Source organism: Pseudooceanicola sp. HF7, from assembly GCF_011806405.1.
Lineage (GTDB): Bacteria > Pseudomonadota > Alphaproteobacteria > Rhodobacterales > Rhodobacteraceae > Pseudooceanicola.
The window spans coordinates 1-14,998 of sequence record NZ_JAATOW010000038.1 but is presented as its reverse complement, the minus strand read 5'-3'; the positions used below and the strand labels follow the sequence as shown (position 1 = coordinate 14,998).

Below are 14,998 nucleotides of genomic sequence, written 5' to 3'. Positions count from 1 at the left end.
CTCAGCCCCACTCCAATCAGTCCCGCACCAGCCTGCGCCGCAACGTGACCGGCCCGTCGCCGGCCGCCTCGATCCGCGCGATGGCGGCGCCAAGCCCCTCGAAGGCAACGGACATCGTGCCCGCATTGGCATGCAGGATCAGGTCGGGCCCCGCCACCCAGGCCACGTGCCCCTTCCAGAACACCAGGTCGCCACGCTCCAGCGGCGCATCCGGCTCCAGCGCCACGCCCAGCTCGCGCGCCTGCATGTCGCTGTCCCCGGGACAGGTCCTGCCCAGCATCTGCAGGGGCAGCTGCACCAGGCCAGAGCAATCCACCCCGAAGGCCGAATTCCCACCCCAAAGGTAGGGCGTGCCCAGCAGGCGCTCGGCCAGGGCGACCGGATCGCGCGCACCGGGGGCACCCAGCGGGGCCAGGTGCTGGCGCGGGATCCAGCCCGCCTCCGTCGCGGCAAAGTCATTTTCCCAGGCGGTGACATGAACCTGCGCCCCAAAGGACAGCGCCATCCGGTCGGGGCTTTTCAGATCCGCCGCCGCATAGGCCTGGCTGGAGCGCGCCACCAACCAGTGGCTGGGCGTGTCCCCCACCCCGCCGGCCAGCGCCGCCTCTGCCACATAGCCGGTGTAGCCATCCGCCTGCGCCTCGACAAAGGCCCAGCCCTGCGCCAGCTCGTAGACCGTCACCGCGGCGCCGAACAGCAGCTGGCGGTCCCGCTTGCCCCCCGGCGCGGCACAGAGATCCGCCACCGGCTGGGCGATACGATCCGCCTGGCCTTCGGTGAAACGCGCCGCCTCTGCCCGGCCCTTCAGCCGGGCCGCGGCCACCCGGCCATTGGCCGGCCAGCGGCGGCGATCCACGGCGCTCACAGCCCCAGCAGGCCCGGCAGCGCGGAAAACAGCGCCCGCGCGCCCATGCCCGTGCCGCCCTTGCTGCGCCCCGGCTGGTCAGAGGGCGACCAGCCGTAGATGTCGAAATGGGTGTAGCGCACGCCCGAACCCGCAAAGCGGCGCAGGAAGAGCGCGGCGGTGATCGACCCGGCGAACCCGCCCTTGGGCGCATTGTCCAGGTCCGCGATGCCCGGCTCGATCATGCTTTCGTAGGGCTCGTGGAAGGGCAGGCGCCAGACCGGATCGGCCGCCAGCTCCGACACCGCCGTCAGCGCGCCGGCCACATCCGGGTCATCGGTAAAGAAGGGCGACAGGTCCGGCCCCACGGCCACCCGCGCCGCGCCGGTGAGCGTGGCGAAAGACACCATCATCTCCGGCTTGGCCTCTGCCCCCAGCGCCAGGGCATCGGCCAGCACCAGCCGCCCCTCTGCATCGGTATTGTTGATCTCAACTGTCAGGCCATTGCGCGCGGTCAGGATATCGCCGGGGCGGAAGGCCTCCCCCGCGATGGCGTTCTCCACCGCCGGGATCAGCACCCGCAGCTGCACCGGCAGATCGCGCGTCATGATGATCCGCGCCAGCCCCAGCACCGTGGCCGCCCCGCCCATGTCCTTCTTCATCAGGCCCATGGAGGCCCCGGGCTTGATGTTCAGCCCGCCGGTGTCGAAACAGACCCCCTTGCCCACCAGCGTCAGCGCCGGCCCGTTGCTGCCCCAGCGCAGCTCGATCAGGCGCGGCGCACGGGCGGGGGTGGCCGCGCGGCCCACCGCGTGGATCATCGGGAAGTTCTGCTCCAGCAGCTCTTCCCCCGTGATGACCGAAATCTCGGCCCCGCAGTCCTCCGCCAGGGAGCGGGCGGCGGCTTCCAGCTCTGCCGGGCCCATGTCATTGGCCGGGGTGTTAATCAGGTCGCGGGTCAGCGCCTCTCCGGCGGCCAGCGCCTCGACCCGCCTGGCATCGACGCCCTCCGGGGCGATCAGCGCGGGCTTGAAGCTGCCCTGCGCGCGGTAGCGGTCATAGCGATAGCCCTGCAGAAGCCAGCCCAGCGCCTCCATGTCCGCGACCTCCTGCGGCAGGCCGGAGGCGATCCTGTAGACCCCCTCTGGCAGCCCCGCCGCTGCCCCGGCCAGCCAGAAGCGGCCCCGGGCCCGCGCCCCGGCATCGCCATAGCCTGCCAGCGCCATCACCGGCGCGCCATCCGGCCCCGGCACAAGGCAGCTTTGCTTCAGGGCCCCGCTGAACCCGGTGGCCCTGACCCAGGCCGCAACCTCGGGCCCCTGCCCCTCAATGAAGGTTTCCAGCGCATCAGTCGCGATCACGTGCAGCGGCAGCGCATCATCGGTCTCGGCAGCAAAGGTCAGGGGGGAGCGGTCGGCCATGGGGTGTCCTTGCATTGTCAGACCCGAAAACCTCGGGCCTGCCACAGCCTAGCCCCGCGCCACGTCGCTGCAAGGGGCTTTCGCCGGGCCCTGCCGCCCGGTCAGCAGCCCCTTGCCGGACGGGCGCCTCTTGGAAACCGCGCCCGGGGAACCATGCCAAAAGACCCACAGCCGAAGTCCAAACGGGACCTCAGCCGCAAACCGGCGCCCCCGCGCCCCGCAGCCCCCTCGCCTCAGGCAGGGATCACAGATGCGCGCCCTGCAGGTCCCAGACAGCAGTCAGGGATTGCTCTCCCACGCGAAGCAGGCGGGCCAGGGTGGCGGTCAGCGCCACCTCGTCGGCCGCATCAATGCAGCAGGTCACATCCCCGGCCACACGGGCCAGGGCGTTCATGCCGATCTGCTCGGCAATGGCCACCAGCGAGCGGGCCGATTTGCGCATCTCTTCCATCCGGCCCTGGCGGAACAGTCGCTCGGTATGGCTCAGGCGCAGGGCGATCTCCTCCATGGCGCGGCACAGGACATCCTCTGCCCCGGCTTCCCCCATCTGAAGAAACAACGACTCCAGCCGGCCCGGATCAAGCCGCACATCTTCCTGCTGCATCAGAACAAGCACTTGTTCCACGTTCACCACACCCTTCTCATTGCCCCCACGGCCCGCAGACAATGCCCTGATGAAGTTCCCAAATCCTTGCCCACCCACCGGAAAGACACGGAAACCACCGTCAAATGCACGCCGATTTTTCGGTATGTTTTCCGCGTCTTTTCAGCAGTTTTTCGGCAATTTTCAGATGGCGTGTCGAAGTAGTGTCAGGGAACTGGCCGGGAGCCGTCGCGCGCCTCCGGGCACCGCGTCCAGGTCAGCAAGCGCCCTGCACGGGCATTTTGCGAAAATTCTCCCTTTCGTCATTTGCCGCGGCACCCACGCAGACTATAACAGCCCGAGGATTGACCCAACCCGGAGACCCCGATGGACAAGGCGAAGCCGCTTCCCAACCTTCTCGTGCAACGCTACCACGGCTGGAAGGCCACCGCCTTCGCAGAGAACAAGGCATGGTACCGACGCCTGGCCGACGAAGGGCAGCGCCCCAAGACCATGATCATCTCCTGCTGTGACAGCCGCGTGCATGTGACCAGCATCTTCGGCGCGGATCAGGGCGAGTTCTTCATCCACCGTAACATCGCCAACCTGGTGCCCCCCTATGAACCGGACGGCAACCAGCACGGCACCTCCGCCGCGGTGGAATACGCGGTGACGGCGCTGAAGGTCGCGCATGTGGTGGTGATGGGCCATAGCGCCTGTGGCGGTGTGCAGGGCTGCCTGGACATGTGCTCCGGCCGCGCCCCGGAGCTGGAAGAAAAGAGCTCCTTCGTGGGCCGCTGGATGGACCTGCTGCGCCCCGGCTACGAACGGGTGAAGGACCTGGAAGGCTATGACAAGCAACGTTCCGCGCTGGAACGCGAAGCCGTGCTCGTCTCGCTCGAGAACCTGATGACCTTCCCCTTCGTCGAAGCCCAGGTGAAGTCCGAGAACGTCTCCCTGCACGGATTGTGGCACGACATCGGCAATGGCACGGTGGAACAATACATCCCCGCGGAAAAAGCCTTCCGTCCGATCTGAAAAAGCCGCCCGCGCCCTCGCGGCCCGGGCGCGCCACTTCAACTCAGCGGCCGGCCAGCAGGCCTGCCGCGCCCTCACTCCCGATTTTCAGGCCCAGTTTTCAGAGCGCAGCACGGCCTGTCCCTGTAGGATGCCTCCGGCGGGAGTTTCCCGGCAAGAAGAAGACAGGATCGAGCCCCCAACCGACCGGCCGAAGCGGGGCGACCGGGGGCCTTCTCCTTGCACGATCATGAACGCTCCCGTCCTGACCGCAGGGGGACGATGCCCCGCCTTGGTTAAGAAGGGGTTTCTTCTTGCCGGAAAACTCCCGCCGGAGGCCTCACGCCACCAGACCGGGGCACGACGCCGGGGGCTGAGGCGCCCCCGCCGGCGTTACTGCAGCATCTTGTCGGCGGGCCAGCTGGCCGTGTAGCTCAGCGCGACCTCGGTTTCCTCGCCGGCGGGCAGGTCGAGCTGCCATTCCAGCAAGCCGCGCTGACCATCGGGGCTTTCCGTCGTGGGGGCGGGGTTGGCCTGCCAGTCGATCTGCAGGGCCTCCTGTTCGGAGTAGGGCACGCGGTCGGTCAGGCGCAGGGGCCAGGCGCGGTTGGTGCGGTTGGTGAGCGTGATGGTCACCGCCTCGTTCAGACCGTTGCTTTTCCGGATGAAGCCTTCCTCGCCTTCCATGCGGTCTTCGACCTGGCGCTCCAGGCGCAGGCCGTCGATGGCTCCGAAAGACCAGTCGGCACTGGCGCCGGCCGCGACCAGGGGCGTGGGGCGCTGGCCCATGTAGGTGCCGTCGACGAAGAAGCGGGTCTGGGCACCGGGCAGCAGGGGCTCATCCTCCTGGTTGGTGAAGCCGGCCATAAGATAGGCGTTCTCATCCAGCAGCGGGACGGCGCGGGCGTAGACCTCTGGGGTGAAGCGCGTGGTGCCCAGGTCCACGCGCAGCTCTTCCGCGCCGGAATCCAGCGAGAGCGCCTCGGGGTAGCCATAGGTGATCGACACGCCGTTATCGGCGATCTTGCCGGCAACAGGGGCCGCGCCCAGCCTTTGCAGGCTCATGGTGTCCTCCATGACCTCGGACTGCCTGGCCAGGGGGATCGGGCGGCCCGGTTCGAAGATGCGCAGCGGCAGGGGCTGAAGTTCGCCCGGCTGGGCGCGATCCGAGGGGCGCGCCGTGGACAGGGTCAGCGCCACGTCCTGCCAGTTCTCGCCCGTTTCCTGACGCAGGAAGGCGGCGCGGGTCAGGGTCATCTCGGGCGTCTCCCCGGTGCTCAGCGCCATGTCGTAGGCCGGGCGCCAGCTGGCCTGGTCGGTGGTGTAGCTCAGCACCAGCACGCCCTCGCGCGGGGCATCGGCGGTCAGCGTCACCGAGAGCGAGGAGCGCTCCTCGTCCTCGTTCAGCAGGGCGGCCAGGGCCTCTTCTGCCGTTTCCAGCTCTTCCTTCACCGGGGACTTCTCTTCGCGGATCTCGGCGGCGCGGTCGCGGGCCTCCTGCGCGATCCGGCGGGCTTCCAGGTCCTCGGCACTGATGGTCAGCAGGAGCGCGCGCAGATCCTCGGGCGAGGCGGAGGTGCCGGCAGAGCTGCTCATCCCCTGCAGGAAGCTGACGCGGGCCATGGCCGCCTCTGCCTCAAGATCCACCTGGGCGGCGCGGGCCTCGATCTCTTCCAGCTTCTCTTCCAGCGCCTCGATCCGGTTGCGTGCCTCTGCGATGGCAACGCTGTCTTCCTTGCTGCGGGGCCGGACGAAATCGTCACGGTAGGTGACCGGGCCCAGCTCCACGCCCTCGCCGGCCTGCAGGCGCAGCGCGGCGGGGTCGATGAAGGGCATGTCCGACAGCACCAGCGCATGGCGACCTTCGGGGATGGAATAGCTGACCTCACGCCGCACGGTGGCGGCAGAGGGATAAAGCGTCACCGCACTCACCTGGGAGGGCAGGGCGAAATCCTCGGCCCCGGCCAGGGCGGGCAGACCGGCCAGGAAGGTTCCGGCCAGAAGGGTGGTGACAAGCGGTGCTTTCAGGCGGGCGTCGGGCATCATGTCCTCGTTGTTGCGGGGCGCCCGGTCGCCATCCTGGCGGATGGCACCCTTTGGCCCCTGTTCGCGCCATGATGGCAAGCCGCGCGCTCCGGGGAAAGTGACATCCCCGTGCGGCCCGCGTGAGGGGGCCTGACCGGCGGATAAGGGCCAATGCAGCGGGGTGCGCGCGCCATTCGGGCCCGCTGCGGCGGGCAAAGCCACCCGCCATGCAAAAGGGGCGCCCCCGAAGGCGCGCCCCTTTCCTCATTCCCTCGGGCCGGTTTGCCCGCCGCAGCGGGCCGGCCCGGTCCGGCCTCAGCCCTTTTTCAGCACCCGTGCGCCCAGGGTCTCGGCGATCTGAACCGCGTTCAGCGCCGCGCCCTTGCGCAGGTTGTCCGACACGCACCAGATGTTCAGCCCGTTGTCGATGGTGCTGTCCTGGCGGATCCGGCTGATGAAGGTGGCGAAATCGCCCACGCATTCGACCGGCGTCACGTAGCCGCCGTCTTCGCGCTTGTCGATCACCATGATGCCCGGCGCCTCGCGCAGGATCTCACGCGCTTCATCTTCGTCCAGGAAGTCCTCGAACTCGATGTTGATCGCCTCGGAGTGGCCCACGAAGACCGGCACGCGCACGCAGGTCGCGGTGACCTTGATGGCGGGATCGACGATCTTCTTGGTTTCCGCGACCATCTTCCACTCTTCCTTGGTGGAACCGTCTTCCATGAAGACGTCGATATGCGGGATCACGTTGAAGGCGATCTGCTTGGGGTAGGTCTCGGACGAATAGTTGTCCGTCGGGTTGTAGATCGCCTTGGTCTCATCCCAGAGCGTATCGATGCCCGCCTTGCCCGAGCCGGAGACCGACTGGTAGGTCGACACGACGACGCGCTTGATCTTGGCGCGGTCATGCAGCGGCTTCAGCGCCACGACCATCTGCGCGGTAGAGCAGTTGGGGTTGGCGATGATGTTCTTCTTGGCGTAGCCCTCGACCGCCTCCGGGTTCACTTCCGGCACGACCAGCGGAACGTCCGGGTCGTAGCGGTAGAGAGAGGAGTTGTCGATCACGACACAGCCCGTGGCCGCAGCCTTGGGCGCGTATTCCTTCGTCGCGGTGGAGCCAACGGCGAAAAGCGCGATGTCCCAACCGGTGAAATCAAAGGTGTCCAGGTCCTGGGTCTTGAGGGTCTTGTCACCGAAGCTGACCTCGGTCCCCAGCGACTTCCGGGATGCGAGCACAGCGATCTCGTCCACCGGGAAGTGGCGCTCGGCCAGGATGTTCAGCATTTCGCGGCCCACGTTGCCCGTGGCACCAACGACGACGACTTTATAGCCCATAGTGGAAGACTCCTTTCAATTGGGACGGGGGTCCATACCCCATGCGCGGTTGGGTTGGAAGGGTATTGCGGTGATGGGCCGTATCAAGGGCGGCGATGGGACAGGCGCCCCCGGGGCCAATGCAGGGGGCAGCGAAGGCCCTGGCACGCAAGGGACGCCCGTGCCCCCCATCGAGGGGGCGCCGCGCGTTGTCGGCCTGCGCCTCCCAGACAAGCGGCAGGGCACGGCGCGACGCCGGTCAGCGCGCGCCTGTGCGCCTGTGCACATTACCGGAAGGTGACCCCAGCGTGCGCTGCGCACCGACGTGATACCGACGCGATACCGACATAAAACAGACGTGGGACCGACGCGGTTTTCCAGCAGGATCAGCCTGTGCGCCCTTGCACAGATACGGGACGGCGGGCGGGGCGAGGCCGCCCCGGCGGCGAGCGCCGGACGGCCCCGCCTCTCAGATGCAGCGCCCGCCGTCGACCTTCATGCATTGCCCGGTCACCATCCCCGCCTCTTCAGAGGCCAGGAAGACCGCCGCATCGCCGATATCCTTGGGGGTGGTGAAGCGGCCCATGGGAATGGTCGACAGGAATTTCGCCCTGATTTCAGGAGTATCCTGCCCCATGAAGCTTTGCAGCAGCGGCGTTTCCCCGGCCACGGGGCAGATCGCATTGACCCGGATGCCCGCCGGGGCCAGCTCCACCGCCATGCTCTCCGTCGCGGTGTTCACCCAGCCCTTGGAGGCATTGTACCAGGTCAGGTTCGGGCGCGGCGAAATCCCCGCCGTGCTGGAGACGTTGACGATCGCCCCGCCCTGCCCGCGCGTCTTCAGCCGCGGCACCAGCAATTGGGAGGCCAGGTATATCGCCTTGATATTGACTGCAAAAATCCGGTCAAAGTCGCTTTCGGTGACCTCTTCCATCGGCATGGGGAGATGGGTCACACCGGCATTGTTGACCAGGATATCCACTGGCCCCAGCGCGCTTTCCGCCCGCTCCAGCATGGCCTCCACGGCGCCCCGGTCCGCGACATCGGCCCCATGTCCCAGCGCGCTGCCAGGGCCGCTCAGCCCTTCGGCAGCGGCCTCGGCCTTCTCGCCCTGCAGGTCCACGACCAGCACCTTGGCGCCCTCTTCCACGAAGCGCTGCGCGATCCCCAGGCCAAAGCCCTGGGCCGCGCCGGTGACCACGGCCACCTTGTCTTTCAAACGCATCACACCCTCCCGATCTTCCTGATTCAATTGATGTTTTCAGCCGTGATAGGCCGCGACGGTCTTCAGCGCGGTGAAGCCGTAAAGCGCCTCGAAGCCCTTCTCCCGCCCATGTCCGGATTTGCCGATGCCGCCAAAGGGCAGCTCAACGCCGCCCCCGGCCCCGTAGTTGTTCAGGAACACCTGCCCCGCCCGAAGGCTGCGCGCCAGGCGCATCTGGCGCGCGCCCTCGCGGCTCCAGACGCTGGCGACCAGCCCGTAATCGGTGCCATTGGCTAGCGCCACGGCTTCCTCTTCATCCTCAAAGGGAATGACCACCTGGACCGGTCCGAAGATCTCTGACTGGGCCAGGATGTGATCCCCGCCCGCCCCGGAAAACAGCGTCGGCGCCACGTAGTATCCGCCCTCCGGCAGGTCGCCCAGCCGGGCCTGCGCGGCCACTTCAAGATCCGCGCCGCGCTCCAGCCAGCCGTTGACAAGCCCTTGTTGTTTCGCGGAAATCACCGGCCCCACGTCCAGGTCCCGGACCGCCGGGCCAACCCGCAGCGCCGCGTAGCGCTCTGCCATCCGCTCCAGGACCTCGTCATAGCGAGAGGCCTGGACCAGGATCCGCGAGGAGGCCGAGCAGGTCTGCCCCGCGTTCTGGATTCCGGCGTTCACCAGGAAAGGCAGCGCCGTCTCAAGGTCGGCATCCCCGAAGACCAGCTGCGGCGACTTGCCCCCCAGCTCAAGCGTGACCGGCACCACGTTCGCCGCAGCCGCTATCTGCACCGCCACACCGGTGGCAACCGATCCGGTAAAGCTCAGGTGGTTCACGCCCGGATGGGCCGACAGCGCCGCGCCGGCCTCTGCCCCCAGGCCCGGCACGACGTTCAGCACGCCGTCCGGCAGACCGGCGGCCTTGGCCAGGTCGGCAAAGGCCAGCGCGGTCAGGCAGGCATCCTCTGCCGGCTTGAGAACACAGGCATTCCCCGCCGCCAGCGCCGCCCCGACAGAGCGCCCGATGATCTGCATCGGGTAATTCCAGGGCACAATATGTCCGGTCACCCCGTGCGGCTCCCGCAAGGTATAGACGGTATAGCCGTCCAGGTAGGGGATCGTCTCGCCCAGCAGCTTGTCCGCCGCGCCGCCGTAGAACTCCAGGTAGCGGGCCAGCGCGACGGCATCTGCCCGCGCCTGTTTCAGGGGTTTGCCGACGTCCCGCGCCTCGATCATGGCAAGGCTGTCGACCGCTTCTTCGACCAGCTTGCCAAGGCGCATCAGGATACGCCCGCGCTCGGCCGCCGGAGTGCGGTTCCAGCCCCCCTCGAAGGCGCGCCGGGCCGCGTCCACGGCCGCGTCGACCTCCGACGCGCCGCCCCGGGCAATCGCGCCGATCTCTTCCCCCGTCGAGGGATCGTAAAGCGGCAGGGTCCCCGCCGCAGCGGGCGTCCATTCCCCGCCGATCAGGCAGTTGGACGGATCGAACCAAAGCTCTTTCATGGTATTTCCTCCGCTACAGCACGCCCTCAGGCAGGCGCGGCGCCGCAGCAACCAGTTTCTTCGTATAGGGATGGGTGGGCCGTTCCAGCACCTGCTCGGTCGGGCCTTCCTCGACAATCTCGCCGGCCTGCATGACCAGCACCCTGTCGGTGATCGAGCGCACCACGGAAAGATCGTGCGAAATGAACAGGTAACTCAGCCCGAACCGGCCAGAGAGATCGGCCAGCAGGTCCAGGATCTGCGCCCGCACCTGCACGTCCAGCGCCGAGACGGCCTCGTCCAGCAGGATCAGCTCCGGCTTGGTGATCAGGGCCCGCGCGATGGCGATGCGCTGCCGCTGGCCGCCGGAAAATTCGTGGATATACTTGGACTTGTCAGATGCCTTCAGGCCCACGGCCTCCAGCGCCTCGGCGATGGCCGCCTCCCGTGCGGCGCCGGTTGGCGGGTTCTCTGACAGGTGGAAGGGCTCTGTCACCAGGCGCCCGACGCGATGGCGCGGGTTGAAGCTGCCATAGGGGTCCTGAAAGACCACCTGCATCCGCCGCCGCACGGCCGGGTTGGGCTTGTCCCCGGTAAAGACCGGCTGGCCGCCAAGGCGGATCTCACCGCCCTGCACCTGCTCCAGCCCCAGGATCGCGCGGGTCAGCGTGGATTTTCCGCAACCGGATTCCCCAACAAGGCCAAGGCTTTCCCCCGCCTTCAGCGTCAGGGAGACCCCCTTGACCGCATGGAACTCCTGCCGCGGGCCAAAGAGGGTCTTGCGTGCCATCGGGTAGCGCCGGTGGACATCGCGCACCTCAAGCAGGGGCGCACCTTCCTCCTGGGGCGTCATCACCGGCGCATGGGCAGAGGCCGCCAGCAGCGCCTTGGAATAGGGATGCTGCATGGTGTGGAACAGGGTCCTGGCCGGGCCTTCCTCTACCACCCGGCCGTTTTGCATGATGGCGATCCGGTCGGCCATGTCGGCCACCACCGCCAGGTCATGAGAGATCATCAGCAGCCCCATGCCATCCTCCCGCACGAGGCGGGTCAGCAGCGCCAGGATCTGCGCCTGCGTGGTCACGTCCAGCGCTGTCGTAGGCTCATCCGCGATCAGCAGCTTGGGGCGCAGGGCGATGGCCATGGCGATCACCACGCGCTGGCGCTGCCCGCCGGACAGCTCATGGGGATAGCGCGACAGGGGGAAGCGATCCGCCGGCAGCTCGACCCGCTCAAGGGCTTCCTGCGCAAGCAAAAGTGCCTGCCTGCGCGAGGTTTTCTGATGGATGCGGATGGTTTCCGCAACCTGGTCGCCGATGGTCTGAAGCGGGTTCAGCGCGGTCATCGGCTCCTGGAAGACCATACCAACGGCAGACCCCCGCAAGGCGCACAGCTGCGCCTCCGGCAGCTCAAGCATCTCCTGCCCGTCCAGGGCAATGCGCCCCTCGCAACGCGCGCCCTCCGGCAGAAGCTGCATGGTGGCAAAGGCGGTCATCGACTTGCCGGATCCGCTTTCGCCGATCACGCCCAGGATCTCTCCGGGTGCGACGCTCAGGGAGACCCGGTGCAGGATCTCGTAGGTGCCGATCGACAGGCTCAGGTTCTGGATCTCAAGAAGGCTCATTCGCGACCCCGCCGCAGTTTCGGATCCAGAAGGTCGCGCAGCCCGTCGCCCATCAGGTTCAGCCCCAGCACGGTCAAGAGGATCGCGAAGCCCGGGAACAGCGCCATGTGGGGGGCAAAGGTGATGAAGGTCTGGCTTTCCGCCAGCATCCGCCCCCAAGAGGGCACAGGAGGCTGCGCGCCAAGGCCGACGTAGCTCAGCCCCGCCTCTGCCAGGATGCCGAGGGAAAACTGGATCGTGCCCTGAACAATCAGCAGGTTCAGGATGTTGGGCAGGATATGCTCCCAGGAAATCCGGGCGGATCCCTTGCCAGCGACCCGGGCCGCCAGGATGAAATCCCGCTGCCAGAGCGACAGCGCGCCAGAGCGTGACAGCCGCGCGAAGACCGGGATGTTGAAGACGCCGATGGCGATGATCGCATTCGTGGCCGACGGCCCCAGGATCGCCGTGATCATCACCGCGATCAGCAGCGCGGGGAAGGCAAAGACCAGGTCATTGCCGCGCATGATCAGCTCGTCCAGCAGGCTGCCGCGGCGCGCCGCCGCCCAAAGCCCCAGCGGCACGCCGAAGCCCATGCCGATCCCCACCGCCAGGACCGCCACGGCGATGGAGGTCCGCGCCCCCACCATGATCATCGACAGGATATCGCGCCCGAACTGGTCCGTGCCCAGCCAATGCGCGGCCGAGGGCGGTTTGATCTTGTTGGCGATGCCCATCAGCGTGACGTCGTAGGGCACCCAGAGAAAGCTCACGACGGCCGCGCCAAAGAAAACCAGGCTCAGCGCCGCCCCCAGGACCAGGCTGCGCGAGCGCAGGACCATCTGCATCGTTCCGGTCATCGGGCGCTCCTCAGACGGGGGTCGATCAGCGCATAGGCCACCTCGACCAGGAAGTTCACGACGATCACCGCAAAGACCAGCAGCATCACGACGCTTTCGACGACCACCAGGTCCCGGGCAGAGATCGCCTGGAAGATCAGCCGCCCAAGCCCCGGCAGGTAAAAGACATTCTCGATGATGATCCCCCCCGCCAGCAGGAAGGAGAACTGCAGCCCGATGATCGTCAGCACCGGGATCAGCGCATTGCGGAAGGCATGGCGCCAGAGCGCCTGGCGCCGCGTCAGCCCCTTGGCCCGCGCCGTACGGACAAAGTCCTCTCCCAGTGTATCCAGCAGGGCAGAACGCATGACCCGCGCCAGGATGGAAGCCTGGGGAAGCGCCAGCGCAATGGCCGGCAGGGTCAGGCTTTTCAGCGCGGGCAAGATCCCTTCATCCCAGCCGGCAAAGCCACCCGCGGAGAACCAGCGCAGGTTCACCGCGAAGACCAGCACCATGAGCATCGCGAACCAGAAGTTCGGCACAGCCACGCCCAGCTGCGTCACCCCCATGACCCCAAGATCCACGGCGCTGCCCCGGCGCGAGGCGGCCCATATACCCACGGGAATGGCGATCACCACCGTCAGCACCAGCGCGAACAGCGCCAAGGGCAGCGACACCTGCAAGCGGTCAGAGATCATCTCGGCCACCGGGATGCGGTAGGAATAGGAAACCCCGAAATCGCCCTGCAACAGCCCGGTGACCCAGTGGAAATAGCGCATGACCGGCGCTTCCGTCAGGCCCAGCTCTTCGCGCAGGGCCGCCAGGGTATCTTCCTGGGCATTCACGCCCAGCATGACGGCAGCGGGATCGCCGGGAAGCACCTCGATCACGGCAAAGATCACCGCCGAGGCGACGACAAGGCTCAGGACCAGGGAGGTCAGGCGTGTCAGGAGAAAGCGCAGCATGAAAGGGCCAGTGCGGTCTTGAATTGCGGGCAGGGCATCAGAAAGTCAGGGGCACCGCCCCGCGGGGCCTGCGGCCCGCCTCCCCCCGTGCAACCGGCACGGGCGGGAAACGGGGCAGGATCTTCTTCTTGCCGGGAAACTCCCGCCGGAGGCATCCGCCGCCCTCCGGCCGTGACCGGCCGGAAAGGGCGTGCCCCGGCGCAAGCGGGGTCATTCCTCCCAGTAGACACCGGTCAGATCGGCAGCCTGCGTCGGCGCATTGAGCCAGAGGCCCTCAAGCCTGGTATCGGCAACCGTGTGCAGGGGAAGCTGGAAGAGATAGCCGTTCACGTAATCCTCCGCGATGGTGGTCTGGGCCGTTTTCAGCAGTTCAGAGCGCTTCTGGGGGTCGCTTTCCACGTCAAGCTGCGCCAGGACGTCCTGGAACTCCGGATTGTCGTAGCCGAAGTAGTACTCCGGGTCGGCGTAGATCCCGATATCCATCGGCTCCGTGTGGCTGATGATCGTCAGGTCAAAGTCATGGGCGTTGCGGAAAGTGGATTCCAGCCATTGTGCCCATTCGACGTTCTCGATCTGCGGCTCGATCCCGACGGCGCGCAGCTGGGCCGCCACGATCTCTCCGCCGCGGCGCGCATAGGAGGGGGGCGGCAGGGTCATCTTGACCTTGAGCGGCAGGGTGACACCCGCCTCTTCCAGCAGCGCCTTGGACCTCTCGGGATCGAAGTCGGACAGCCCGGTCAGATCGACGTAATCGGGGTTGTGCGGCGCGAAATGGGTCCCGATCGGCGTGCCGTAGCCGAACATGGCGCCGTCGATGATGTCCGCCCGGTTGATCGCATGGGCAACGGCCTCACGCACGGTCTGGTTCGAGAAGGGTTCGCGGGCGTTGTTCATCGCCAGGATCGTCTCGCCCTCGGTCGAGCCGATCATGACCTTGAAGCGCGGATCCGCGTCGAACTGCGGCAGGTTCTCAGGGGCCGGGAAGGCGGCAAAGGCATCGACGTCACCGGCCATCACGGCGGCGAAGGCGGCAGAGGGATCAGAGATGAACTTGAAGGTCACCTCGTCCAGCATCGCCGGTTCGCCCCAATACTCGGGGTTCTTCGCAAGCTCGATGGAATCGCCCTGGATCCGGCTGGCAAAGGTGAAGGCCCCGGTGCCGACCGGATGGGTCTTGATCTGCTCGATGCTTTCGGGCGCGACGATCACCGCATCGCCCCAGGCCATCTTGAACGGGAAGGCCCCGTCCGGATTGGAAAGCGTCACCGCCACGGTCAGCGGATCCACCACGGTCACCTCCGAGATACCGGCGAAAAGCGCCTTCTGGGCGTTGGTGCTGTCCTCCGCGCGGGCCCGGTCCAGGGTGAACTTGACGTCTTCGGCGTCAAAGCCGGTGCCATCGTGGAAGGTCACGTCCTGTGCCAGGTGGAAGGTATAGGTCAGACCGTCCTCAGACACGTCCCAGCTGCGCGCCAGGCCGGGGTTGATCGATCCATCGGGCCCGAAGCGCGTCAGCCCCTCCATCACGTTGGAATAGACCACCTGGTCGATCGCTCCCGCCGCGTCCGAGGTCGGGTCCAGGTGCGGCGGTTCCCCCTGCCATCCCCCCGGCCTCTCTGCCCTCCGCCGTGCCAGGGCCCGGGGCGCAAAGGCCGCCCGCCCCCCCGCCCCCGCCCCCGGCGCTCAACATTCACGCGCCAC

General features: G+C 67.3%; 12 protein-coding genes. 1 reads left to right on the top strand and 11 read right to left on the bottom strand.

Going from position 1 to position 14,998, the window contains the following annotated elements:
• Positions 1 to 16: 16 nt before the first annotated feature.
• The 3 genes from HCZ97_RS17085 to HCZ97_RS17075 form a co-directional block, all read right to left on the bottom strand.
• Positions 17 to 865, bottom strand: a complete 849-nt coding sequence (locus HCZ97_RS17085) for a C40 family peptidase (protein WP_368484390.1) — start codon at positions 863 to 865, stop codon at positions 17 to 19.
• Positions 862 to 2,265, bottom strand: a complete 1,404-nt coding sequence (locus HCZ97_RS17080; RefSeq protein ID WP_167690279.1) for a M17 family metallopeptidase — start codon at positions 2,263 to 2,265, stop codon at positions 862 to 864. Before HCZ97_RS17080 ends, HCZ97_RS17085 begins: the two co-directional genes overlap by 4 nt.
• Positions 2,266 to 2,509: 244 nt before the next feature.
• Complete coding sequence (locus tag HCZ97_RS17075; protein ID WP_175581761.1) at positions 2,510 to 2,869, bottom strand: hypothetical protein; 360 nt, start codon at positions 2,867 to 2,869, stop codon at positions 2,510 to 2,512.
• A gap of 366 nt (positions 2,870 to 3,235) precedes the next feature.
• On the opposite strand from HCZ97_RS17075, the gene HCZ97_RS17070 reads away from it, so the two are divergent.
• On the top strand, positions 3,236 to 3,886 hold the full coding sequence (locus HCZ97_RS17070; protein WP_167690276.1) for a carbonic anhydrase: 651 nt from the start codon (positions 3,236 to 3,238) through the stop codon (positions 3,884 to 3,886).
• 372 nt (positions 3,887 to 4,258) lie between these two features.
• On the opposite strand, the gene HCZ97_RS17065 is transcribed toward HCZ97_RS17070, so the two are convergent.
• The 8 genes from HCZ97_RS17065 to HCZ97_RS17030 all read right to left on the bottom strand — a co-directional run bounded on the left by HCZ97_RS17065 (position 4,259) and on the right by HCZ97_RS17030 (position 14,932).
• Positions 4,259 to 5,989, bottom strand: coding sequence for a DUF4139 domain-containing protein (locus HCZ97_RS17065; RefSeq protein WP_167690274.1), 1,731 nt, complete (start codon positions 5,987 to 5,989; stop codon positions 4,259 to 4,261).
• Between the two features lie 216 nt (positions 5,990 to 6,205).
• Entirely contained in the window at positions 6,206 to 7,228 is a 1,023-nt protein-coding gene (locus tag HCZ97_RS17060; RefSeq protein ID WP_167690272.1) for an aspartate-semialdehyde dehydrogenase, read from the bottom strand.
• Between the two features lie 448 nt (positions 7,229 to 7,676).
• Positions 7,677 to 8,432 (bottom strand): glucose 1-dehydrogenase, encoded by a 756-nt coding sequence (locus tag HCZ97_RS17055; RefSeq protein ID WP_167690270.1) that lies wholly within the window; start codon positions 8,430 to 8,432, stop codon positions 7,677 to 7,679.
• 36 nt (positions 8,433 to 8,468) lie between these two features.
• A complete protein-coding gene (locus HCZ97_RS17050; RefSeq protein ID WP_167690268.1) occupies positions 8,469 to 9,911 on the bottom strand; it encodes an aldehyde dehydrogenase family protein in 1,443 nt (480 codons plus the stop codon).
• 13 nt (positions 9,912 to 9,924) lie between these two features.
• Positions 9,925 to 11,514, bottom strand: a complete 1,590-nt coding sequence (locus HCZ97_RS17045) for an ABC transporter ATP-binding protein (RefSeq protein ID WP_167690267.1) — start codon at positions 11,512 to 11,514, stop codon at positions 9,925 to 9,927.
• Positions 11,511 to 12,353 (bottom strand): ABC transporter permease, encoded by an 843-nt coding sequence (locus tag HCZ97_RS17040; protein ID WP_254871587.1) that lies wholly within the window; start codon positions 12,351 to 12,353, stop codon positions 11,511 to 11,513. Before HCZ97_RS17040 ends, HCZ97_RS17045 begins: the two co-directional genes overlap by 4 nt.
• Complete coding sequence (locus tag HCZ97_RS17035) at positions 12,350 to 13,297, bottom strand: ABC transporter permease (RefSeq protein ID WP_167690265.1); 948 nt, start codon at positions 13,295 to 13,297, stop codon at positions 12,350 to 12,352. Before HCZ97_RS17035 ends, HCZ97_RS17040 begins: the two co-directional genes overlap by 4 nt.
• A 210-nt stretch (positions 13,298 to 13,507) precedes the next feature.
• Positions 13,508 to 14,932 carry an ABC transporter substrate-binding protein gene (locus HCZ97_RS17030; RefSeq protein WP_254871588.1) on the bottom strand — a complete coding sequence of 475 codons (1,425 nt, stop codon included), beginning with the start codon at positions 14,930 to 14,932 and terminating at the stop codon, positions 13,508 to 13,510.
• Positions 14,933 to 14,998 lie beyond the last annotated feature (66 nt).

Bases quoted from the DNA above. Each gene is read 5' to 3' on its own strand.
- HCZ97_RS17080 (WP_167690279.1), bottom strand. From the start codon at position 2,265: ATGGCCGACCGCTCCCCCCTGACCTTTGCTGCCGAGACCGATGATGCG.
- HCZ97_RS17075 (WP_175581761.1), bottom strand. From the start codon at position 2,869: ATGCAGCAGGAAGATGTGCGGCTTGATCCGGGCCGGCTGGAGTCGTTG.
- HCZ97_RS17070 (WP_167690276.1), top strand. From the start codon at position 3,236: ATGGACAAGGCGAAGCCGCTTCCCAACCTTCTCGTGCAACGCTACCAC.
- HCZ97_RS17060 (WP_167690272.1), bottom strand. From the start codon at position 7,228: ATGGGCTATAAAGTCGTCGTCGTTGGTGCCACGGGCAACGTGGGCCGC.
- HCZ97_RS17055 (WP_167690270.1), bottom strand. From the start codon at position 8,432: ATGCGTTTGAAAGACAAGGTGGCCGTGGTCACCGGCGCGGCCCAGGGC.
- HCZ97_RS17050 (WP_167690268.1), bottom strand. From the start codon at position 9,911: ATGAAAGAGCTTTGGTTCGATCCGTCCAACTGCCTGATCGGCGGGGAA.
- HCZ97_RS17045 (WP_167690267.1), bottom strand. From the start codon at position 11,514: ATGAGCCTTCTTGAGATCCAGAACCTGAGCCTGTCGATCGGCACCTAC.
- HCZ97_RS17040 (WP_254871587.1), bottom strand. From the start codon at position 12,353: ATGACCGGAACGATGCAGATGGTCCTGCGCTCGCGCAGCCTGGTCCTG.
- HCZ97_RS17035 (WP_167690265.1), bottom strand. From the start codon at position 13,297: ATGCTGCGCTTTCTCCTGACACGCCTGACCTCCCTGGTCCTGAGCCTT.